27 protein-coding genes are annotated in these 20,786 nt (G+C 69.1%); 20 read left to right on the top strand and 7 right to left on the bottom strand.

What is annotated here, in order from left to right; translation table 11 throughout:
- The first annotated feature begins 125 nt into the window (after positions 1–125).
- Positions 126–1,328, top strand: a complete 1,203-nt coding sequence (locus tag SYNGFB01_RS06415) for an ATP phosphoribosyltransferase regulatory subunit (RefSeq protein ID WP_235299963.1) — start codon at positions 126–128, stop codon at positions 1,326–1,328.
- A gap of 26 nt (positions 1,329–1,354) precedes the next feature.
- Positions 1,355–1,579 carry a ferredoxin family protein gene (locus SYNGFB01_RS06410; RefSeq protein ID WP_048017395.1) on the top strand — a complete coding sequence of 75 codons (225 nt, stop codon included), beginning with the start codon at positions 1,355–1,357 and terminating at the stop codon, positions 1,577–1,579.
- Here SYNGFB01_RS06410 and SYNGFB01_RS06405 read toward each other — a convergent pair.
- Entirely contained in the window at positions 1,576–2,328 is a 753-nt protein-coding gene (locus tag SYNGFB01_RS06405; RefSeq protein WP_048017394.1) for a DUF3598 family protein, read from the bottom strand. The two genes, SYNGFB01_RS06410 and SYNGFB01_RS06405, sit on opposite strands and share 4 nt — an antisense overlap.
- Positions 2,329–2,454: 126 nt before the next feature.
- On the opposite strand from SYNGFB01_RS06405, the gene htpG reads away from it, so the two are divergent.
- The 7 genes from htpG (at position 2,455) to SYNGFB01_RS14190 (ending at position 6,272) form a co-directional block, all read left to right on the top strand.
- Positions 2,455–4,371 carry a molecular chaperone HtpG gene (htpG, locus tag SYNGFB01_RS06400; RefSeq protein ID WP_369795501.1) on the top strand — a complete coding sequence of 639 codons (1,917 nt, stop codon included), beginning with the start codon at positions 2,455–2,457 and terminating at the stop codon, positions 4,369–4,371.
- Positions 4,372–4,398: 27 nt separating this feature from the next.
- The gene (locus SYNGFB01_RS15345; RefSeq protein ID WP_235299962.1) at positions 4,399–4,803 is read left to right on the top strand and encodes a hypothetical protein; all 405 of its coding nucleotides are present in this window, start codon (positions 4,399–4,401) and stop codon (positions 4,801–4,803) included.
- Positions 4,800–5,147 (top strand): mechanosensitive ion channel domain-containing protein, encoded by a 348-nt coding sequence (locus SYNGFB01_RS15340; RefSeq protein WP_053068368.1) that lies wholly within the window; start codon positions 4,800–4,802, stop codon positions 5,145–5,147. The genes SYNGFB01_RS15345 and SYNGFB01_RS15340 overlap by 4 nt, the downstream gene beginning before the upstream one ends.
- Positions 5,148–5,233: 86 nt before the next feature.
- Positions 5,234–5,470, top strand: a complete 237-nt coding sequence (rpmB, locus tag SYNGFB01_RS06385; protein WP_010308706.1) for a 50S ribosomal protein L28 — start codon at positions 5,234–5,236, stop codon at positions 5,468–5,470.
- Positions 5,471–5,622: 152 nt separating this feature from the next.
- On the top strand, positions 5,623–5,805 hold the full coding sequence (locus tag SYNGFB01_RS16320) for a redoxin domain-containing protein (protein ID WP_369795500.1): 183 nt from the start codon (positions 5,623–5,625) through the stop codon (positions 5,803–5,805).
- Positions 5,730–5,960, top strand: a complete 231-nt coding sequence (locus SYNGFB01_RS16315) for a redoxin domain-containing protein (protein ID WP_369795497.1) — start codon at positions 5,730–5,732, stop codon at positions 5,958–5,960. The genes SYNGFB01_RS16320 and SYNGFB01_RS16315 overlap by 76 nt, the downstream gene beginning before the upstream one ends.
- A gap of 78 nt (positions 5,961–6,038) precedes the next feature.
- Positions 6,039–6,272 carry a redoxin domain-containing protein gene (locus tag SYNGFB01_RS14190; RefSeq protein ID WP_369795496.1) on the top strand — a complete coding sequence of 78 codons (234 nt, stop codon included), beginning with the start codon at positions 6,039–6,041 and terminating at the stop codon, positions 6,270–6,272.
- Positions 6,273–6,278: 6 nt separating this feature from the next.
- Here the strand turns inward: SYNGFB01_RS14190 and SYNGFB01_RS06370 are convergent, their stop codons facing one another.
- From SYNGFB01_RS06370 to csaB, 3 genes are all read right to left on the bottom strand, one after another.
- On the bottom strand, positions 6,279–6,485 hold the full coding sequence (locus SYNGFB01_RS06370; RefSeq protein WP_048017392.1) for a hypothetical protein: 207 nt from the start codon (positions 6,483–6,485) through the stop codon (positions 6,279–6,281).
- Between the two features lie 113 nt (positions 6,486–6,598).
- Positions 6,599–7,624 (bottom strand): zinc-binding alcohol dehydrogenase family protein, encoded by a 1,026-nt coding sequence (locus SYNGFB01_RS06365; RefSeq protein ID WP_048017391.1) that lies wholly within the window; start codon positions 7,622–7,624, stop codon positions 6,599–6,601.
- A 4-nt stretch (positions 7,625–7,628) separates the two neighbouring features.
- Entirely contained in the window at positions 7,629–8,675 is a 1,047-nt protein-coding gene (gene csaB, locus SYNGFB01_RS06360; RefSeq protein WP_369795495.1) for a polysaccharide pyruvyl transferase CsaB, read from the bottom strand.
- A gap of 44 nt (positions 8,676–8,719) precedes the next feature.
- Between csaB and SYNGFB01_RS06355 the strand changes: the two genes are divergently transcribed.
- From SYNGFB01_RS06355 to psaK, 3 genes are read left to right on the top strand one after another with little or no spacing between them, the layout of a single operon-like run.
- Positions 8,720–9,025 (top strand): DUF2499 domain-containing protein, encoded by a 306-nt coding sequence (locus tag SYNGFB01_RS06355; protein ID WP_048017389.1) that lies wholly within the window; start codon positions 8,720–8,722, stop codon positions 9,023–9,025.
- Positions 9,022–9,417 carry a DUF3593 domain-containing protein gene (locus SYNGFB01_RS06350; protein ID WP_082325908.1) on the top strand — a complete coding sequence of 132 codons (396 nt, stop codon included), beginning with the start codon at positions 9,022–9,024 and terminating at the stop codon, positions 9,415–9,417. The genes SYNGFB01_RS06355 and SYNGFB01_RS06350 overlap by 4 nt, the downstream gene beginning before the upstream one ends.
- On the top strand, positions 9,414–9,671 hold the full coding sequence (gene psaK / locus SYNGFB01_RS06345; protein WP_048017388.1) for a photosystem I reaction center subunit PsaK: 258 nt from the start codon (positions 9,414–9,416) through the stop codon (positions 9,669–9,671). The genes SYNGFB01_RS06350 and psaK overlap by 4 nt, the downstream gene beginning before the upstream one ends.
- A gap of 133 nt (positions 9,672–9,804) precedes the next feature.
- Here psaK and dxs read toward each other — a convergent pair whose 3' ends face one another.
- On the bottom strand, positions 9,805–11,724 hold the full coding sequence (dxs, locus tag SYNGFB01_RS06340; protein WP_048017387.1) for a 1-deoxy-D-xylulose-5-phosphate synthase: 1,920 nt from the start codon (positions 11,722–11,724) through the stop codon (positions 9,805–9,807).
- Between the two features lie 72 nt (positions 11,725–11,796).
- Between dxs and ilvA the strand changes: the two genes are divergently transcribed.
- From ilvA to SYNGFB01_RS06325, 3 genes are read left to right on the top strand one after another with little or no spacing between them, the layout of a single operon-like run.
- Positions 11,797–13,416 carry a threonine ammonia-lyase, biosynthetic gene (ilvA, locus tag SYNGFB01_RS06335; RefSeq protein ID WP_048017386.1) on the top strand — a complete coding sequence of 540 codons (1,620 nt, stop codon included), beginning with the start codon at positions 11,797–11,799 and terminating at the stop codon, positions 13,414–13,416.
- 35 nt (positions 13,417–13,451) lie between these two features.
- On the top strand, positions 13,452–14,012 hold the full coding sequence (gene scpB, locus SYNGFB01_RS06330; protein ID WP_048017385.1) for an SMC-Scp complex subunit ScpB: 561 nt from the start codon (positions 13,452–13,454) through the stop codon (positions 14,010–14,012).
- A gap of 36 nt (positions 14,013–14,048) precedes the next feature.
- Entirely contained in the window at positions 14,049–14,336 is a 288-nt protein-coding gene (locus tag SYNGFB01_RS06325; protein ID WP_048017384.1) for a YggT family protein, read from the top strand.
- A 4-nt stretch (positions 14,337–14,340) separates the two neighbouring features.
- On the opposite strand, the gene SYNGFB01_RS06320 is transcribed toward SYNGFB01_RS06325, so the two are convergent.
- The gene (locus SYNGFB01_RS06320) at positions 14,341–14,838 is read right to left on the bottom strand and encodes a hypothetical protein (protein WP_048017383.1); all 498 of its coding nucleotides are present in this window, start codon (positions 14,836–14,838) and stop codon (positions 14,341–14,343) included.
- A gap of 133 nt (positions 14,839–14,971) precedes the next feature.
- Here SYNGFB01_RS06320 and SYNGFB01_RS06315 point away from each other — a divergent pair, with 133 nt between their 5' ends.
- A complete protein-coding gene (locus SYNGFB01_RS06315; RefSeq protein ID WP_048017382.1) occupies positions 14,972–16,132 on the top strand; it encodes an LLM class flavin-dependent oxidoreductase in 1,161 nt (386 codons plus the stop codon).
- On the top strand, positions 16,129–16,929 hold the full coding sequence (locus SYNGFB01_RS06310) for an alpha/beta fold hydrolase (protein ID WP_048017381.1): 801 nt from the start codon (positions 16,129–16,131) through the stop codon (positions 16,927–16,929). The genes SYNGFB01_RS06315 and SYNGFB01_RS06310 overlap by 4 nt, the downstream gene beginning before the upstream one ends.
- On the opposite strand, the gene SYNGFB01_RS06305 is transcribed toward SYNGFB01_RS06310, so the two are convergent.
- Complete coding sequence (locus SYNGFB01_RS06305; protein WP_048017380.1) at positions 16,904–17,233, bottom strand: nucleoside triphosphate pyrophosphohydrolase family protein; 330 nt, start codon at positions 17,231–17,233, stop codon at positions 16,904–16,906. The genes SYNGFB01_RS06310 and SYNGFB01_RS06305 overlap by 26 nt on opposite strands.
- Positions 17,234–17,288: 55 nt before the next feature.
- On the opposite strand from SYNGFB01_RS06305, the gene pyk reads away from it, so the two are divergent.
- The 3 genes from pyk (at position 17,289) to SYNGFB01_RS06290 (ending at position 20,777) form a co-directional block, all read left to right on the top strand.
- Positions 17,289–19,073 (top strand): pyruvate kinase, encoded by a 1,785-nt coding sequence (pyk, locus tag SYNGFB01_RS06300; protein ID WP_048017379.1) that lies wholly within the window; start codon positions 17,289–17,291, stop codon positions 19,071–19,073.
- Positions 19,074–19,091: 18 nt separating this feature from the next.
- The gene (locus tag SYNGFB01_RS06295; protein ID WP_048017378.1) at positions 19,092–20,321 is read left to right on the top strand and encodes an ABC transporter permease; all 1,230 of its coding nucleotides are present in this window, start codon (positions 19,092–19,094) and stop codon (positions 20,319–20,321) included.
- A gap of 144 nt (positions 20,322–20,465) precedes the next feature.
- The gene (locus tag SYNGFB01_RS06290; RefSeq protein WP_082325907.1) at positions 20,466–20,777 is read left to right on the top strand and encodes a DUF1830 domain-containing protein; all 312 of its coding nucleotides are present in this window, start codon (positions 20,466–20,468) and stop codon (positions 20,775–20,777) included.
- The last annotated feature ends 9 nt before the right edge of the window (positions 20,778–20,786 follow it).

Below are 20,786 nucleotides of genomic sequence, written 5' to 3'. Positions count from 1 at the left end.
GCTGGCGGGCCTGGCGGCCTGCCGCCCTCTCAGCGGCGCCAGCTACGGCGCTCCGGAGCTGGATGGGGCGGGGTGCCCGGCACTGCTCCATAGGATCATGCCGCCTCGTTCATCCGCCAGCGCCCATGGCCCTGCAACCCGCCGCCGGCGCCCGCGACCTCAACCCCCGCGAGGTGGAGCACAACCGCTGGATCTGCACCCAGCTGGCCGGCGTCTACCGGCTGTGGGGCTACCAGGAGGTGGCCCCGCCCCACTTCGAGCACCTTTCCACCCTGGAGGCCGGTGGCGGCATCGACGGTCGTGAGCTGGTGCGCCTGGCTGCCGATGAACCCCTCGGTCTGCGGCCGGAGCTCACTGCATCGATCGCCCGGGCCGCCTGCACCCGCCTAGCCTCCCGGCCGCGGCCGCTGCGGCTGTGGGCCGAAGGCCCCACCTACCGCACCCAGATCGCTGACGGCGGCCAGCAGCGCATCGTGGAGGAGCTGCAGAGCGGCGTGGAGCTGCTGGGTGAGGCTTCCGCGGCCGCCGATGCCGAACTGCTCCGGCTGCTGCTGGCGGCCAGCGCGGCGGTGGGTCTCGGACCGGCCCACCGTCCGCGGCTGCTGCTCGGTCACCACGCTCTGCTGGCCGGCCTGCTGGGCCAGCTGCCCGAGGCCCAGCAGCCGGCAGCCCGGGCCGCCCTCACCAGCTTCGACCCCCTGGCCCTCTCCCAGCTGCCCCTGCCCGAGACCGAGCGCCAGCGTCTCTCAGCGCTGATGCGCCTGCGCGGCGAACCGCTGCGGGTGCTCTACCAGCTGGAGCAGTGGCTGGGACCGCTGCCGCCGCTGACGCAGCTGGCCGACACCCTCGCCCTGATCGCTGGGGCGGCGGAGCGGCTCGGGGTGGTGGTGCAGCTGGATCCCACCTTCCAGCCGCACTTCGCCCTGTACGACGGACTGGTGCTCAAACTGGTGTGCCAGGGGGCCACGGCGCCGCTGGAGGTGGCCAGCGGCGGTCGCTACGACGCCTGGTGGGTCGCTTCTGGGGCCAGCCTCAGCCGCAGAGCCAGCAGGCGGCGGGCATGGGCTTCGGCTTCGACGTGGCAGCCCTGCGGGAGCTGCTGGCTCCCGCGCAGCACGGCGCCGGCGCCACCCGGCCCACGCTCGTGGCCATGGCCGAGCCGGACCTGCTGCGCCGCGCCCTCGATGAGCTGGAGGCCCTGCACCGGGCCGGCAGGCGGCGGAGCTGCATGGCAGCCCGCTGGCGAGCACGGAGGAGGCCGAGCGCATCGCCGCCGAACGCGGCTGCAGCCGCGCTCTCTGGCTCGCAGCCTGAGTACCGCTGCCTAGGATCCGGCCGCGACGCAGCCCCGTGCATGGCCCACACGATCGTCACCAACGTGTGCGAGGGCGTGGCGGATTGCGTGGACGCCTGCCCGGTGGCCTGCATCCACCCCGGCCAGGGGGCAAACAGCAAGGGCACGACCTTCTACTGGATCGACTTCGACACCTGCATCGACTGCGGCATCTGCCTGCAGGTGTGCCCCGTGGAGGGTGCGATCCTGCCGGAGGAGAGACCGGAACTGCAGCAGCCGGGCTAGTCGCCCACCCGGCTGAGCACCTCGTGCGTGGCCGACTGCCAGGCGCCGCTGCCGTCGTAGCGGCGGATCAGCCGCTCGAGCCGATCCGCTGAGCTGAGCCAGCCAGCTTCCACGCTGAAGGCCTGGCGGTGGCTCACCTGAGCAGGCCAGCGGCAGTAGCCGCCGTCGGGAAGGAACTTCAGCCCTTCCAGGTCTGCTGCGTCGAAGCCGAACCGGGCCTCGGCGAGCTCGGGTTCGGGCCAGTCGGCGCTGATCGTGGCGCTGCTGCCCTGCCAGAGGCCAGCCAGCTGCCCGGCCGTGAGCGGCGGGCACTCCGGGCCCTCCGTACCGGAGCGGAACTCGCGGATCAGCACCAGCTGCTGCTGGGCGCCGCTCTCATTGGTGAGCAGCACCAGCCGGTGGCGCCGGTCAGCGTGGCGAAAACCGAATTCCGCGCCGAACGCGGTGCCGGGAGCCAGCTGCAGGCTGCCCTTGCAGAAGCTGCCCGTTTCGAAGAACACCACCTGGCGGCCGAGGCTGCGGTACTCCTGGCTGAAATCGCTGCTCGGGCACGCGGTGATGTCGCCTGCCTCGAAACGGCGCAGCCGGAAGCGCACCATCGACGCGGCACCGGCGGCGTCGTGCTCAGCGGTCTCCAGGGTGAGGATCGAAGCCGTGCTGCCGAGGATCTCGCCGGCGGGGCTGATTCCGGTGAAGGAGCCCTGNCACTCGCCCAGGTTCTGCAGGAAGTTCTGCCACTGGCTGGGCATCGGGCCGCTGCCGGAGAGAGCGGAATCCTATGCAGCGGCATCAGGTCGGTTTCCTGCCCACGCCACCCCCTTGGCGAGCGGGGCGGGATCGGGGGAGTCTNGGGCCACCTTGCCTCGAACGTGGTGGTGCTGCAGGCGGAACAGGGTCAGATCCAGATCCACACCGAGAACATCTTCCCGATCATCAAGAAGGCCGTGTACAGCGGCCATGAGGTGTTCCTGCGGGAACTGGTGAGCAACGGCGTGGACGCGATCAGCAAGCGGCGCATGGCGGCCATGGCCGGCGACTGCAGCGAGGGCCCGGAAGGCCGGATCCAGATCCGCATCGACCGGGAGGCGAAGACGCTCACCATCTCCGACAACGGCATCGGCATGACCGCCGATGAGGTGAAGCGCTACATCAACCAGGTGGCCTTCTCGAGCGCCGAGGATTTCCTGGAGAAGTACAAGAGCGAAACCGACGCGATCATCGGTCACTTCGGCCTCGGCTTCTATTCAAGCTTCATGGTGGCGAAGCAGGTGGAGCTGATCACGCTCTCTGCCCGTGAGGGCAGTGAAGCGGTGCGCTGGAGCTGCGACGGCTCCCCCAGCTTCAGGCTGGAGGGCAGCGAGCGCAGCGAGTCAGGCACCGATGTGATCCTGCATCTGATGGAGGAGGAGCTCGAGTACATCGAGCCGGCCCGCATCCGCACCCTGATCACCACCTACTGCGACTTCCTGCCGGTGGAGGTGCAGCTCGAGGGCGAAACGGTGAACAAGCGGCAGGCGCCATNGCGCGCCAATCCGCGCGAGCTGAGCGACAACGACTACATCGAGCTCTACCGCTACCTCTATCCCTTCCAGGGCGACCCGCTGCTCTGGGTGCACCTCAACACCGACTATCCCTACAACCTGCAGGGCATCCTCTATTTCCCCAAGCTCAGCGGCCGCGCCGACTGGGAGAAGGGTGAGATCCGCCTCTACTGCAATCAGGTCTTCGTGAGCGACTCGATCAAGGAGGTCGTACCGCGCTACCTGCTGCCGCTGCGCGGCGTGATCGATTCGCCCGACATCCCCCTGAATGTGAGCCGCTCGGCCCTGCAGACCGACCGGCGGGTGCGCTCGATCGGCGGCTTCGTGGCCAAGAAGGTGGCCGACCGTCTCAAGCAGCTGCACCGCGACGAGCCGAAGCGCTACGCCGAGATCTGGGAGTCGCTCGCTCCGTTCATCAAGATCGGCGCCATGGAGGACGAGAAGTTCGCCGACCAGGTGGCCGATCTGGTGCTGTTCGGCACGACGGCGCAAGCGCAGGAGCAGCCGGCCGAGGGCCACAGCCTCGATCCGATTCCCGCCGATCACGGCAGGGCCTTCACCACCCTGGCCGGCTACCGCAGCCGCCTCAGCGGCGACAACGACAAGCGGATCCTCTACTGCACCGACGAGGCCGGTCAGGCGGGCGNCCTGGCGCTGTGGAAGGGTCAGGGTGCCGAGGTTCTCCTCGCCGACACCTTCATCGACACCCAGTTCATTCCCTGGCTGGAGTACCGCCACAACGAGCTGAAATTCCAGCGGGTCGACAGCGAACTGGACGACTCGCTGCAGGAGAAGGAGAGCGAGCTGGCCGACGCCGACGGCAAGGACGCCGGCGAGAAGCTGCGGGAGCTGTTCAGAGGGGCGCTGGGCAACGACAAGGTGACGATCCAGGTGCAGGCCCTCAAGGGCGACAGCGCCCCGGCGGCTCTGATCCTGCTGCCGGAGCAGATGCGCCGTCTCAACGACATGGGTGCCCTGATGGAGCAGCGCCTCCCCGGTCTGCCCGATCACCACGTGCTGCTGGTGAACCGCCGCCACCCCCTGGTGGATGGTCTGCTGAAGCTCTCGGCGGGTTCGGTGATCACCGGCAGTGGGACCAGTTCGCCCAGCCAGCAGCTCGCCAGCGACCTCAGCCGCCATCTCTACGAGATGGCCCGCCTGGCGGTGGGTGGCCTGGAGCCGAATGAGCTGGCCGGCTTCCAGCAGCGCAGCGCCGAGCTGATGGGCCGGCTGATGGAGCGCGGCCTCTGAGCCGATTCGACATCCCCCCCTGCCGTGGTGTCGCTAGCCCCATCCCTGCCGATCGCCCTTCTGACCCTGCTGGGCGGGGGCCTGCTCTCCATCCTGGTAGCGCGGATCGCCGCGCTCCTGCTGGGGCCTCTCGTACGCCGCACACGCAGCAGCACGGATGACTGGATTCTGCAGGTGGTTGTGGGAAGCATCCCGTCCTTCGGCTGGGTGCTGAGCGCAGTGCTGGCCTGGCGGATCCTGCCCACCTCCGTGGAGAGCGACCGGCTGGCCCTGGATCTGGACAAGCTGCTGCACCGGCAGGCGGCCCGCACAGCCGATGCGGCCGTGGCCAGCATGCTGCGCTCCCTGAGTCCACTGGTGCGGGCGTTGACGTGGGGTCTGGGAGCGATCTTCTATCTGCAGAACATCGGTGTGAAGACACCAATGCGGTGATCGCCAATTACGGCGACATGCAGGAGCGTCGCCTGATCCACCGCCTCGGCATCAGCTACGACACCGACGCCGAGCGCCTGGGATGCATCCCCAGGATGCTGGAGGAGATCGTGAGCCGCTGCGGAGAGGCCCGCTTCGATCGCTGCCACTTCGTGGACTTCAGACCCTGCAGCCTGGATTTCGAGCTCGTCTATTACGTAGCCAGCAGCGAGTACGCGATGGCGCTCGATGTGCAGCAGCGCATCAACCTCGAAATCGTGCGTCGCTTCGACCGTGAGGGAATCGACTTCGCCCTCCCCTCCCGAGGCCTGCAGCTGATCCAGCCCTCGCAGGCCGGTGCCTGAGCGCAGGCAGCGGCTGAGAGCAACCGCCGCTTGATAAGGTGGGTGTCTGGGCGGTCGCCCATCAGTTGTTCTCGAGAAGTTCGGTCATGTCCCGGGTCTGCCAGCTCACCGGCAAGCGCGCCAACAACGGCATGGCCGTGTCGCACTCCCATGTGCGCACCAAGAAGCTCCAGCAGGTGAACCTGCAGGAGCGCCGCCTCTGGTGGGCTGAAGGCAACCGCTTCGTCAAGCTGCGCGTTTCCACCCGCGCCCTCAAGACCATCCAGAAGAAGGGTCTGGGCGCCTATGCCAAGGAGCTGGGCATCAACCTCGCCAAGATCTGAGCGCAGCGGCGGTGCGCCGTCGCACGCTGCTCGGCGCAGCTGTCCTGGTTTCGGGAGGGTCAGTTCTGCTGGGCTGGGCTCCCCGCGCCGTTGCCCTGGGCGGAACCATGCCTGAGTTGGACCAGCCCGCGCCACGCTTCAGCTTGGACGGTATGGGCCCCGGCCCGGGGGGCGAGCCTGTGGAGACCAGCCTGGGCCTCGATGACTTCGCCGGACGCTGGCTGGTTCTTTACTTCTACCCCCGGGATTTCACCGGCGGGTGCACCCTGGAGGCCCGCGGCTTTCAGCAGCAGCTCGAGGCTTCCAGGACGCGGGCGCCGAAGTGGTTGGCGTGAGCGCCGACGACCCCGACTCCCACGCCTCCTTCTGCAGCAGCGAGGGGCTTGCCTTCCCGCTGCTCTNTCATAGAAGCTCTCCCCAATGGCGGGTCATGCGGCGGCTTGGTTTCCATGGGACAGATCCGTGGCGCATCGCGCAGGAATGCGAGTGAGGAAGCATCCCAGCCCAGCTCCTGAAGGTAGAAATAGAGCTTGCGATTAAGGTCGTCCATGGGCAGAAACCTAACGGGGTGCAGTTCGCTCATGAATGGAGTGGGTCCTGTGGTGYTGCCTTCCCGCTGCTCTCCGATCCGGGCGGCAGCGTCAGCCGGCGCTACGGCAGCTGGATCGCGCCCTTCTCCCAGCGGCACACCTTCCTGATCGACCCGCAGGGGGTGCTGCGGGCGAGCTGGACAGCCGTGCGGCCCACGGGCCATGCGGCCGAGGTGCTCGGCGAACTGCGGCGGCGGCGGCAGGTCGCCTGATCCAGCTCAGGCGGCGCGGCTGCCGCCCAGCGGCTGAACCGCCGGCGGCCGGGGCTGGCGCTCCATGCGGCTGAGGTGGGCCAGACCCACGTGCAGGCTGTCGCAGTAGAGGCAGCGGCCGTTGAAGCACACCTGAAACAGTTCGCCCCGGCTGGCCTGGAGCTGGTGGATCGTGCCCCCTCGGGAGCCCACCACCACGGGAGCTGGTGACATCAGCCCATCCCTGATCGGCGCACCGACGCTGCCGCAGCGCGGCGGCAGCGGCGATAGGTCGATCTACCCGTCGCCAGCGCACCGAGCTGCCAGGGCACGGGCCGGCAGGGGCGTCAGCCGAAGCCACTCAGCACCAGCTTGCCTGTGCTGTGGCCGCTCGCCAGCTGGGCATGGGCCCGCTCCAGATTGGCGGCGGTGAGCGTGCCCAGCCGGCTGCTGACGGTGCTGCGCAGCACGCCCCGGTCGACCAGCTCCGCCACCCGGGCCAGCAACCGACCCTGCTCCGCCAGATCGGCCGTGCCGAAGAGCGAGCGGGTGAACATGAACTCCCAGTGGAGCGCCAGACTCTTGCGCTTGAGCGCCAGCACGTTGATCGCCTCGGCCGGGGGATCGTCGATCAGAGCCAGGGCCCCCTGGGGAGCCAGCAGCTCCACCAGCCCGGCGAAGTGCTCACCGCTGTGGCTGAGGCTGGCGGCACGGCTCACCGGCGCCACGCCAAGCGCCTCCAGCTGCGGGCCCAGCGGCAGGCTGTGGTCGATCACGTGGTGGGCCCCCAGTTCTTCGGCCCAGGCGCGGCTCTCCGGGCGCGAGGCCGTGGCCACCACCGTGAAGCCGGTGAGCCGGCGCGCCAGCTGCACCAGCATCGAGCCCACGCCGCCGGCGCCACCGAGCACCAGCAAGGTCTCGCCGGCGCCGGCATCGGTGCCGGCCGGCAGCCGAAAGCGCTCGAACAGAAGCTCCCAGGCCGTGATCGCGGTGAGCGGCAGGGCGGCCGCCTCGAGCGCTTCGAGGCTCCGCGGCGCCCGAGCGGCCAGGCGGTGATCCACCAACTGCAGCTCGGCATTGCAGCCGGGACGCTGCAGGGCTCCGGCATACCAGACCCGATCGCCGGGGGCGAAACCGCTCACCGCCTGTCCCAGGCCCACCACGCGCCCCACCGCATCCCAGCCCAGCAGGCGCCACTGGCCGGCTGGCGGCAGGTCGCGTCCCCGCACCTTCAGGTCCACCGGGTTCACGGCGATCGCCTCGGGGGCCACCAGCAGATCGACGGGGGCGGGCGAGGGATCGGGCAGCTCCAGATCCACCAGATAGCCAACCTCCCCAAGGCCGGCCCGCAGCTGATACCCCACCGCGCGCATCGGCTCAGCCCTCCAGCCGCGCCAGCACGCTGCGGTGCTCCGCGGCCTGCTGGCGGAGCTGCTCCAGCACGGCTGCCGGAGCCGGCCGGTCCAGTGCCGCCGCCCAGCGCGCGGCCAGCTCGGCGGGCGGCGGTGGCGGCACGGCCAGGCCATGGCAATCGCAGCCGAGCTGATCGGCGGCCGCCGCCACCTTCGGGTCGTAGCTGAGGGCGGCGCAGGGAGCCCCGGCGATCGCCGCCAGGATCAGGCCGTGCAGCCGCATCGCCACCACCAGGCCGGCATCGGCCGCCATCGCCACCACCTCCTCGGGGCGTTCGGCCAGCACCTCGCGGCTGCGGCCGGCAAGATCGGCCGGCATCAGGCCTTCGCGGCTGAGGCGCTCCAGCAGACCCCTGTCCTGATCGCGATGCAGCGGCAGCCAGATCACCTCACGACCATGGCGCTCGGCCAGCTCCCCCAGCGCCTGCAGGTAGGGAAGCCACTGCTCGCCGCTCAGCTGCGGCACGGCTCGCCAGCAGACCACGATCGGCCCGCCGCGCCCGTGCCAGGGGCGACTGGGGAAGGCCCACACCGGATCGGGAGCCACACTGCCGGGGCAGCCCCAGCGCTGGGCCAGCTGGGCGGAGCCCCGGTCGCGCCAGCTGGCGGCGCTGACCATCGGCAGCACTGCCCGCACCAGAGCACGACTGCGGCGCCGCCGAAGCGGGCCGAGGCCCTGGGCCCAGAGCAGCACCGGTTTGCCCTCCAGCCGGGCCGCCGTGATCAGGGCGGCGTAGTAGAGCAGGCTGGGGAAGCTGGTGGTGTCCTGCAGCAGGCTGCCGCCGCCGAGCACCAGGGCCGAGCAGCCGCGCAGGGCCTTGAGCACATGCGGCAGGCTGCGGCGCGGCACCGTGGCGATGCCCCGCTGTGCCAGGGCGGCAGCGTCGTTCGCGGTGACCAGCGGCATGCAGCCGTGAGGCAGCTGGCCGAGCAGCACCTCCAGCAGGGCGTCGTCGCCGATGTTGTGCTCGCCGTAATAGCCGCAGAGCAGCACCGCCATCGCCGGTTGCACGGTTGCGGTCCGTACATTACGGATCGTCTGCTGGTCCGGCGGCCATGCACGCCCTGTCGCTGCCCACCTGGTGGATCCACCTCACGTCGGTGCTGGAGTGGCTGGCGGCGATGCTGCTGATCCAGCGCTACGGCCAGGCGAGGGGGGAGGGCGGCTGGCGCTGGCTCAGCCTGGCGATGGTGCCGGCCCTGATCAGCGCCATGGCCGCCTGCACCTGGCACCTCTACGACAACGCCACCGAACTCAAGGGACTGGTGGTGATCCAGGCCGGCATCACCGCCCTGGGCAACGCCGCACTGGCCCTTGCCACCTGGAACCTGCGGCGTCAGCACCGGGCCGGCCAGGCATGAGCGACCTGCTCTCCCGCCTGGGCGATATGGATGCCACGCCCCTGTTCGTGGCGTCGCTGCTGCCCTATCTGGCCTTCCTCTGGTGGGCCCGGGGGGTGCCCGCCTTTCCCGTGCTGGCCCGACGGGGTTTCGAGCTCACGCTGGTCTTCGTGGCGGTCACGATCGTGGCGGCCGTGGTGGCCCAGCAGCGCTACGGACGTCTGCTGGCCGATGTGGATGCCCTGCATGGCGGTGCCGAGGCCTTCCTCACCCTCGCCAATCTGCTGGTGGTGCTGGGGTTCGCCGCCGCTCTGGAGAAGGGCCGGTCCGCGCCGGCAGATCAACAAGTCTTAAGCGGCGGCGATCAGGCTGCCGGCCGCCCGGAAGATGGGGCGTCGGCTCAAGACCCATGATCGCCCCNATCCTGGCCCTCGCACCCGCCACCATCACCTGGTCGCCGAAGGTCGCCCTGGTGATGATCGTGTGCAACGTGATCGCCATTGCCATCGGCAAGGCGACGATCAAGCAGCCCAACGTGGGTCTGCAGCTGCCCAACGCAGCCATGTTCGGAGGTCTCAGCCACGGCGCCATGCTGGGCACCATCAGCCTCGGCCACATCCTCGGCATCGGCGCGATCCAGGGTCTGGCCAGCCGCGGCGTGCTCTGAGGCCCCCAGACCGTAACGATCAAGCCGGTGATCGAAGGGCAGGGCGGAGAGATCCTCCGCCTTTGCTGTCTGCAGGCTCCGCAGTCGTGCCAGGGAGGTCGACTCCCTTGTACGGGGGTCGGCCGACTCACACTCACACAGCCAGGGCCTGCCGCTGCACCGCAGGCCAGATGCTGGCGAAGCGCTCGAGGATCCGATCGGTCATCTGAGGGGGCGTCAGCCCCAGGGCGCGCTTGCTCTGGTCGGGGCTGGCGTGATCCACCAGCACGTCGGGGATGCCGATGCGGAACACGGGCACCAGCACCTCCAGGTCGTTGAGCGCTTCCACCACCGCGGCACCGAAGCCGCCGGCCAGAGCGCCCTCCTCCATGGTCACCACCCGACCGATGCGACGCGCCATCGGGGCGATCAGCGCCTCATCGAGGGGTCGCAGGAAGCGGGCGTTGATCACGGCGGCGCGAATGCCCTTCTCCTGCAGCAGGCCGGCCGTGGCCAGAGCCGGGTGCACCATCGCGCCATAGGCCACGATCAGGAGATCGTCGCCATCGGTGAGCAGCTCACCGCGACCGATCTGGAGCGGCTCCCAGCCCTCCTCCATCAGCGGCACTCCCTCACCCTCGCCCCGGGGGATGCGGATGGCGCTGGGTCCGTCGTGGTGGATGGCGGTCACCAGCATGCGCTGCAGCTCGCCCTCATCCTTGGGGGCCATCACCGTGAAGTTGGGCACGGCGCGCAGATAGCTGATGTCGTACTGGCCCTGGTGCGTGGGGCCATCGGCACCGACGATGCCGGCCCGGTCCATCACGAAGGTCACGGGCAGCTTCTGGATGCCCACGTCGTGGATCAGCTGGTCATAGGCACGCTGCAGGAAGGTGCTGTAGATCGCGCACACGGGGCGCAGACCCCCGCAGGCCATGCCGGCCGCCATGGTGACGGCGTGCTGTTCGGCGATGCCGACATCGAAGTACTGCTGGGGTCGTGCCTTCTCGAGCAGGTCGAGGCCGGTGCCGGTGGCCATCGCGGCGGTGATCCCCACCACCCGGGGATCCAGTTCGCAGAGCTTCACCAGGGTCTGACCGAACACCTTGCTGTAGCTGGGTGGTTTCGGCTTGCTGGAGGGGAAGGCCTTGCCGGTGGTGAGGTCGAAGGCGCTCTGGGCGTGATACCCAACCTGGTCGGCCTCGGCGTAGGGATAGCCCTTGCCCTTGGTGGTGGCCACGTGGACCAGCACGGGCCCCTCATGCTCATGGGCCTGGCGGAAGGTGCGGATCATCGCGGCCATGTCGTGGCCGTCGACCGGGCCCATGTAGGTGAAGCCCAGCTCCTCGAACACGGCACCGAGCTTCGGCACCGCCAGGCGCTTCATGCTCTCCTTGAGGTTCTTCAGCTCGGTGGGCAGCTCACCGTGCAGGAAGGGCAGGTGCTTGATCGCCTCCTCGGCGTTGTCCTGCAGAAACTGCAGCGGCTTGCTGTGCCGCATGCGGTTGAGGTGGGTGGAGAGCGCGCCGACCGGCGGGCTGATCGACATGTCGTTGTCGTTGAGCACCACCAGAAGCCGGGTCTTCGGCAGGTGGCCGGCGTGGTTGATCGCCTCGAGGGCCATGCCGCCGGTGAGGGCGCCGTCGCCGATCACCGCCACGCACTTGAAGTCGTCGCCGCGCTGGTCGCGCGCCAGGGCCATCCCCAGGGCCGCCGAGATCGAGGTGCTGGCATGGCCGGCGCCGAAGTGGTCGAAGCGGCTCTCGGAGCGCTTCAGGTAGCCGGCCACGCCGTTCTGCTGGCGCAGGGTGTGGAACTGGTTGTAGCGGCCGGTGATCAGCTTGTGGGGGTAGGCCTGATGGCCCACGTCCCAGACCACCTTGTCGCGGTCGAGATCCAGGGTCTGATAGAGCGCCAGGGTGAGTTCCACCACCCCGAGCCCGGGGCCGAGATGGCCACCGCTGGTGCTCACCACCTCCAGGTGCCGCTCGCGGATCTGGTGGGCGATCCCCTCCAGTTCGGCGATGCTGAGGCCGTGCAGCTCGTTGGGGTGACTCAGCTCGCTGAGATGCATCAGGGCCCCTCTAGAGGCTGGCAATCTAGGCCGACGGCCCCGGGCACCGGTGCCGATTGCGACACTGATGGAATGAGTCAGGTCCCCACCCCCGGCCACGACGAGCCCACCAGCGGCTACCTGCAGCGCATCCTGCGGGCGCGGGTCTACGACGTGGCGATCGAGTCGCCCCTCGATGCGGCGCCGAATCTCTCGGCGCGGCTGGACAACCGGGTGCTGCTCAAGCGCGAGGACCTGCAGCCGGTGTTCAGCTTCAAGCTGCGCGGCGCCTACAACAAGATGGCCGGCCTGACGCCGGCGGAGCTGGAACGGGGCGTGATCGCCGCCAGCGCCGGCAACCACGCCCAGGGGGTGGCCCTGGCCGCCCAGAAGCTCGGCTGCCGGGCCGTGATCGCCATGCCGGTCACCACGCCCGAGATGAAGGTGAAGGCGGTGGCGGCCCGCGGTGCCGAGGTGGTGCTGCACGGCGACACCTACGACGCCGCCTGCGCCGAGGCCGAGCGCATGGCCGCTGAATGGGGGCTGACCTTCATCCATCCCTTCGACGACCCGGAGGTGATCGCCGGCCAGGGAACGATCGGCATGGAGATCCTGCGCCAGTGCTCGGAACCCCCCGATGCCATCTATCTGGCGGTGGGCGGGGGCGGGCTGATCGCCGGCGTGGCGGCGTTCGTGAAGAGCGTGTGGCCCCAGGTGCAGATCGTGGGGGTGGAGCCAGTCGACGCCGACGCCATGGCCCGCTCCCTCGCCTGCGGCGAGCGGGTGCGGCTCGAGCAGGTGGGCCTGTTCGCCGATGGCGTGGCCGTGCGTCAGGTGGGCCGGCACACCTTCGCCCTGGCCCAGCGCCTGGTGGACCGCATGGTGACGGTGGACACCGACGCCATCTGTGCCGCCATCAAGGACGTGTTCGAGGACACCCGCTCGATCCTCGAGCCGGCCGGCGCCCTGGCGGTGGCGGGGCTGAAGGCCGACGTGGCCGCCCGCGGCCTGCAGGGGCAGACCCTGGTGGCGGTGGCCTGCGGGNCCAACATGAACTTCGACCGGCTGCGCTTCGTGGCCGAGCGCACCGAGATCGGCGAGGACCGCGAAGCGATGCTGGCTGTGGAGATCCCGGAGCGGCCCGGCAGCCTGCGGGAGTTCTGCACCCTGCTGGGCACCCGCAATCTCACCGAATTCAGCTACCGGCTGGCTGACCCGGGCCGGGCCCACATCTTCGTGGGGGTGCAGACCAGCGGCAGCCGCGACGAGCAGGATCTGATCCACGACCTGCGCGCCGGCGGCTTCGCCTGCCTGGATCTCTCCAGCGACGAACTCTCGAAGCTGCACCTGCGCCACATGGTGGGCGGCCACCTGCCCGCCGCTGCGTGCCTGCCGGCCGTGCGCGAGCTGCTCTACCGCTTCGAGTTCCCGGAGCGGCCGGGAGCGCTGATGCGCTTCCTCACCAGCCTCCATCCCAACTGGAACATCAGCATCTTTCACTACCGCAACCACGGCGCCGATGTGGGCCGCATCGTGGTGGGGGTGCAGGTGCCGGAAGCCGAGCTGGGCGACTGGCAGGACTTCCTCAGGGGGCTGGATTACCGCTACGTGGACGAGAGCGACAACCCGGCCTACCAGCTCTTCCTCGGGGCGGTGCCTCCCACCGCGCCAGAGGCCCGCCGGCCGGCCACCCCCCTGCCGGTGGAGGCCTGACTGCGGTACGTTGCGGGCTCTGAGCGCGGCAGGCCATGACCAGCGCCCCGGACTCAGCCCCCACACCCGCCCCCGCCGCCGCACGGTTCGCAGGCGAAGCTGCCGGCCTCTCGCTGCCGGCGCGGCTGGAGGCGATCCTCTATCTCAAGGGAAGGCCCCTGAGCCTGGGAGAGCTGGCCGAGGTGGCGGGCACCAGCCGGGAGGAGACCGAGCTGGGCCTGATCACCCTGATGGCCGACTACGCGCACCGCGACACCGCCCTGGAGATCCGCCAGGAGGGTCAGCGCTACGCCCTGCAGCTGCGCGACAGCCTCGGCGATCTGGTGCAGAACCTGCTGCCGGTGGACCTGTCGACCGCCGCCCTGCGGACCCTGGCCACGATCGCCCTCAAGAAGCGCATCCTGCAGTCGGAACTGGTGGAGCTGCGCGGCTCCGGCGCCTACGACCACATCAAGGAGCTGCTGGCCCAGAACTTCATCGAGCGCAAACGCCAGAGCGAAGGGCGCTCCTACTGGCTGAGCCTGAGCGAGAAGTTCCACCGCACCTTCGCGGTGAAACCGGAGGATCTGCAGCCGGGCCGCCAGCGGGCTGCATAGAGTCGGGGGCAAGACCGCGGGATCGATCCCACACCCATGGACGTGCTTGCCCTGCTGCTGAGCGTGCTGTCCCGCACCCTGGAGATCTACTCGCTGATCCTGCTGGTGCGGGTGCTGCTGAGCTGGTTCCCCAACCTTGACTGGGGCAATCCGGTGCTGAGCACGGTGAGCTCGATCACCGACCCCTATCTCAATGCCTTTCGCGGGCTGATCCCGCCGATCGGCGGGATCGACCTTTCGGCGATCCTGGCCTTCATCGCCCTCAGCCTGGGCCAGCAGCTGCTCGGCACCGCCAGCGTGGCGGTGATGACCTCCAGCTTCTGAAGCCTCAACCTCCCGGCGCCAGCGCCTGCTCGAGCGGCAGCAGCTCGTCGTCGACGCCGGCGCGGCTGCGCACCGGCGCGCTGAAGCCGCTCGCCTTCACGTTGCGGAACTGCAGCGGCCCCGGTGTGCCGGCCGGCACGGCCAGGCGCAGGGCGAAGCTCGATCGGCCCGGCGGTACGTCGCCGATCGACCCCACCCGGGTGCGGTTCTGCAGCACCGGTTCGCCGCTGGCATCGAGGATCAGAGCGAACACATCGGTGTCGACCACCGGCTTGCGTCCGGGGTTCGCCACGGTGCCTCGCAGGGCGTAGCAGCTGGCACCGGAGGGGCGGCGCAGCTCCGGCTGGGCCGCCACATCGTCGCCGGGACAGGGCTCCAGCGTGACCTCGCTCACCTGGAGCGTCGCCGCCGCCCAGGCGGGAGCGGGGACCAGCAGCAACAGGGGCAGCAGCAGTGCGGCCAGCATCCGGCCCAGGCAGGGCTGCAGCAGCGAAGCCGACATCGCTGATCTCCCTCACTGCCCGCTCAGGTTACGGACGCGGCCTCCGGCTCGGTGAGCAGCACGGCGTGCCCCCGCGGCTGGCTGGACGGATGCTGCAGAATCGGGCGGCTCCAGGGGCATCTTCAACGCCGCGATGCAGTTCTTCGCCTTTCACCTGATGCCCTGGGATCGGCTGCCGGCCGATTTCTCGACGCGCTACAAAAGCGCCTGGACCACCCTGCCGAACGCTCTGTACGAGCCGCAGCACGGTCATGAGCTTTACAACCGGTTTCTCGACGAACTGGTGCTGGCCGAGGACCTGGGATTCGACGGTGTCTGTGTCAACGAACATCATCAGAGCGCCTATGGCACGGTGCCCAGCCCCAATCTGATGGGAGCGATTCTCGCGCGGCAGACCTCACGCGTGAAGATCGCCGTGATCGGCAACGCCCTGCCTCTCTACAACCCACCGACGCGCGTCGCCGAGGAATTCGCGATGCTCGACGTGATCTCCGGTGGCCGACTGATCGCCGGGATGGTTGTGGGCGGCGGGCCCGAGTATTACAGCTTCTCGATCAATCCCACCCAGGCCAGGAGCCTGTATGCCGAGGCCTTCGATCTGATCGTGCGCGCCTGGACCGAACCAGGCCCCTTCGAGCACTACGGAGAGCACTGGCAGTTGCGCTATGTGAACCCCTGGCCGCGCCCCCTGCAGCAACCGCATCCCACCATCTGGGTGCCGGGAGCCGGCAGCCAGGAGACGATCGATTTCGTGGCCCAGCGGCACTACGGCTATATGGGCATTCCCTATTTCCATCGCGAGTTCCTGCAGAAGAACTTCGATTCGTTCCGCACGTCGTGCCAGAAGAACGGCTACACGGCCGACCCCGAGCAGCTCGGCTGGCTCTGTCCGATCTATGTGGCCGAAACCGATGCACAGGCCTGGGCCGAATACGAGTCGCACCTCTGGTTCTTCGTGCAGAACCTGCTCAAGGGCCTGCTGGTGTTCCCGCCCGGTTACACCAGCGTCCGATCCCTGGCCCGCATCAACAAGGCGCTGACGCGCTTCATGTCCAACTGCCGCACCCGTGAGGAGATCGAGGAAGGCAGCTACGCGATCGTGGGCAGCCCCGCCACCGTGCGGGAGAAGCTCACCGAACAGATCGAGCGTCTGGGCATCGGCAACCTGCTGGGACTGTTTCAGCTCGGCACCCTGCCTGCCGATCTCACCCGCAGGAACATGCAGCTCTTCGCCGAGGAGGTTCTGCCGGCCCTGCGGCGCCGCTTCGCGGTCGAACTGGCTGCCGTCGGATGAGCTCTGCCCCCAGGCTTGACTTCATCAGCGTGGCCGGCCGGTCGATCCAGCTGATGGTGGGCGGCAGCGGACCGCCCCTGCTCTATCTGCACAGCGCCGGCGGGGAAACGGAATGGCCGCCGTTTGTGGATCGCCTGGCCGACCACTTCGAGGTGTATCTGCCGGCCCATCCCGGCTTCGCCGGCTCGGAAGGGCTCGACAGCATCCATGACATCCACGACCTCACCTGGCACGTGGTGGATCTCTGCGATCAGCTCAGGCTCGTGGGGGTGCCGGTGCTGGGCTTCTCGCTCGGTGCCTGGATCGCCGCCGAGCTGGCCATCCTGCGGCCCGCCCTGGTCAGCCGGATGCTGCTCGTGGCCGCCGCCGGCCTGCACGTGGACGGAGCGCCGATGGGGGATCTCTTCATCGACGATCTGGAGGCGCTGCGGCGGCTGATGTTCTTCGATCCCGATCATCCGGCGGCGCGGCAGACGCTGCCGAGCAGCCTGGATGACCCGGACATCATTCACTGGCTGCGGGCCCGGGAAGCCACCGCACGGGTGGGCTGGAATCCCTATCTCCACGACCCCAGGCTGCCACGCCACCTGCATCGCATCAGCTGCCCCACCCGGCTGCTCTGGGGCCGTGAGGATCGGCTCATCCCGGTCGCCCATGGCGAGGCCTACGCGCGGCTCATCCCGGCAGCCACGCTGCGGGTGCTGGAGCGTTGCGGCCACATGCTGCCGTGGGAGTGCCCCGATGCCTTCCTCGAGGANGCCGTCGCCGCGCTCAGCGGTGATCCCCCTCACCGCTGATCACGTTCCGGGCGGCGCGACTGGCCAGCTTCTCGAGATTGGCGCTGGCCACCGCATCGAGGTCGAGACCGAGTTCGCTGGACAGCTGGGCCACGTACCAGAGCACATCGCCGAGCTCCAGTTTCAGGGCCTCGATCACCTCCGGGCTGAAGGCACCGTTGCGATCGCGGATCACCTTCTTCACCTTGTCGGCCACCTCGCCGGCCTCGCCGCAGAGGCCCAGGGTGGGATAGATGGGATTGGAGCCCACGGCCGGGTAGCGGGCGGTGGCGCGGGAGCGCTGTTGATAGGTGGCCAGATCCATCTCCAGGCCTGCTGAACGAGCGCTGATGGTAGTTTCGGCCATATCCCGGCGCCCCATGACCAAGCCCGATCTCATGCGTCGCACCAAGATCGTGGCCACGATCGGGCCTGCCACCGAATCCCCCGAGCGCCTGCGTCAGCTGATCAACGCCGGAGCCACCACCTTCCGGCTCAACTTCTCCCACGGCGACCACAGCGAGCACGCCGCCCGGATCGCCACCATCCGTGAGGTGTCGAGGGAGATGGGGGTTCACGTGGGCATCCTGCAGGACCTGCAGGGTCCGAAGATCCGCCTCGGCCGCTTCCCCGGCGGGCCGATCACCCTCGCCGACGGCGACAGCTTCACCCTCACCTCGCGTGACGTGGAGTGCAACCAGAGCATCGCCACGGTGACCTACGACAGGCTCGCCGATGAGGTGGTGCCCGGCAGCCGCATCCTGCTCGACGACGGCCGTGTCGAGATGCGCGTGGAGCAGGTCGACACCACCGAGCAGAGTCTCTGCTGCAGCGTGACGGTGGGCGGCGTGCTGTCGAACAACAAGGGCGTCAACTTCCCCGACGTGCAGCTCTCGATCCGCGCCCTCACCGACAAGGACCGGGCCGATCTGAGTTTCGGCCTGGCCCAGGGCGTGGACTGGGTAGCCCTGAGCTTCGTGCGCAACCCCTCCGACCTGCTCGAGATCCGCGATCTGATCGCCTCGCACGGCTACCGCACCCCGGTGGTGGCGAAGATCGAGAAGTTCGAGGCGATCGATCAGATCGATGAGATCCTGCCCCTCTGCGACGGGGTGATGGTGGCCCGCGGCGACCTAGGCGTGGAGATGCCCGCCGAGGAAGTGCCGCTGCTGCAGAAGGAGCTGATCCGCAAGGCCAACAGCCTCGGCATCCCGGTGATCACGGCCACCCAGATGCTCGATTCGATGGTGAGCTGCCCCCGCCCTACCCGCGCCGAGGTGAGCGACGTGGCCAACGCCATTCTCGACGGCACCGACGCGGTGATGCTCTCCAACGAGAGCGCCGTGGGTGACTATCCGGTGGAAGCGGTGGCCACGATGGCCACGATCGCCCGCCGCATCGAGCGGGACTACCCCCAGCGGGTGATCGACACCCGCATGGCCTCCACCATCGCCAACGCCATCTGCCAGGCGGTGAGCAACATCGCCCGCAACCTCAATGCGGCGGCGATCCTGCCGCTCACCAAGGGTGGAGCGACGGCCCGCAACGTGAGCAAGTTCAGGCCGAGCACCCCGATCCTGGCGATCACCAGCGAGGCGCGGGTGGCCCGCCAGCTGCAGCTCTGCTGGGGCGTGAACCCGCTGCTGGTGGAAGAGCAGACCTCCTCCACCAGCACCTTCAGCCTGGCGATGGGCATGGCGCGGGAGCAGGGCTTCCTGCACGACGGCGATGTGGTGGTGCAGACCGCCGGCACCCTGGCCGGTGTGAGCGGCTCCACCGACTTCATCAAGGTGGGAATCGTGTCGGCCGTGCTCTCCCGAGGCGTGGGCATCGGCAGCGGCTCGGTGAGCGGCCGGGTGCGCGTGGTCGACAGCCCGGAAGCCGCCGCCGGCATCCAGAGCGGCGAGATCCTGGTGGTGCACGAAACCTCCGCCGCCTATGTGGAGGCGATCCGCAAGGCCAAGGGCGTGATCACCGAGATCGGCGGGGTGGAGAGCCATACGGCGGTGGTCGCCCAGCGCGACGGCATTCCGGCGATCGTGGGCGTGAGCAATGCCATCGCCAGCCTGCGCCAGGGTGAGATCGTGACGCTCGATCTGCACCGCGGCGAGGTGCATCGCGGCGCCCGCAGCCACAATCCCGACAACGCCGGCGCCATCGTTTAGGCCTCCGCAACGGCTGCCATGGGCACCAAACTCCCGCCGCGGGAAACCGTGGGGATGGCCTTCTCCACGCTGCGGGCCAACCGGCTGCGCAGCCTGCTCACGATGCTCGGCATCGTGATCGGCAACGCCTCGGTGATCACCCTGGTGGGCGTGGGCCGCGGCGCCCAGAGCCTGGCGGCCGGACAGCTCAGCAATCTCGGCGCCAACGTGCTGTTCGTGGTGCCGGGCAACAACGACACGAGGCGGCAGGGCATCGATTTTCCCCGCACGCTCGTGCTGGAGGACGCCAACGCCATCGCCGAGCAGGTGCCCAGCGTGAAACGCGTGGCGCCCCAGATCAGCCGCAACGAGGTGGTCCAGAGCCGCGGCATCAGCAGCAGTGCCCAGGTGGCCGGCGTGACGCCGGAGTTTCTGCCGGTGCGGCAGTTCGAGGTGGCGCGGGGGCGGTTCCTCAGCGCCAGCGACCTGGAGAGCGCCCGCAACGTGGCGGTGCTGGGCCCCGACCTGGCCGAGCGGATGTTCCCCGACCGGTCGGCCCTCGGCCAGCAGCTGCGCATCCGCAATCAGGCGTTCGAGGTGATCGGGGTGCTCGAGCCCAAGGGCGCGGTGTTCGGCCAGAACCAGGACGAGACCGCCTACATCCCTCTCACCACCATGGTGAGCAAGCTCTCGGGACGGGATCCCACCTATGGGGTGAGCCTCAATTTCATCAGCGTGGAAGCGCGCGACGAGGCCAGCATCAGCGCCGCCGCCTTTCAGATCACCAACCTGCTGCGCCAGCGCCACCGCATCCTGCGGGAGGACGACTTCGCGGTGCGCTCCCAAAAGGATGCGCTCTCGATCGTGACCACGATCACCAGTGGCCTCACGCTGATGCTCGCCGCGATCGGTGCGATCTCGCTGCTGGTGGGGGGCATCGGAATCATGAACATCATGCTGGTATCGGTGAGCGAGCGCACCGAGGAGATCGGTCTGCGCAAGGCGCTCGGGGCCCGCAGCGATGACGTGCTGCTGCAGTTCCTGGTGGAATCGCTGGTGGTGGCCAGCGTGGGGGGAGCGATCGGCAGCGGCCTGGGGATCGCGGCGGTGAGCGCCGTGGCGGCGTTCACGCCCCTCCNGGCCGGTGTGGGAGCGGGCACCGTGCTGCTCACCGTGGGGCTGTCGGGCTCGATCGGCCTCTTCTTCGGCGTGGTGCCGGCCCGTCGGGCGGCACGGCTCGATCCGATCGTGGCCCTGCGCAGCCTCTGAGTGCCCGGGCGATCTGGGCCTGCGGCGGNCCGGATGGGCCGGCCAAAAACAAAAACTTCCTTAAGGAGGGCAAACCGTCGCGTCGGTCACCAAAGCCTGACGCGGACTGATGGCTAAGTGGTTTCGCTGATAGGGCCTCTGGCCGTGACTCTCGTGTCGTGTGGTTACCGCAACAGCAGCGATCGCATGGTGATCGCGCGCTGCCTCGGACCGGACCAGTTCTATCTGGAGCGGGTGGTGTTCCCCTTCGAGCTGCTCAGCTTCCAGTGCCCTCCCGAGAGCGAGCTCGAGATCTGGACCCACGGGCTGGGCGGGCCGGAGCTGGTGGAGCGGATCGCCACCGACGAGCTGCTGATGGAGGACGCGTCGAGCACGATCAACGTGGGCGGCAGCCTCGAACCACCCACCCTCGAACCCGAGGATGAGCTGACGGCGCTCTGGCAGGAAGCCGGCTGAGGCCCGTTA

It is taken from the genome of Synechococcus sp. GFB01, from assembly GCF_001039265.1.
GTDB lineage: Bacteria > Cyanobacteriota > Cyanobacteriia > PCC-6307 > Cyanobiaceae > NIES-981.
Note: the sequence above shows the minus strand (reverse complement) of the source record. Positions and strands in the feature narration are given on the sequence as shown.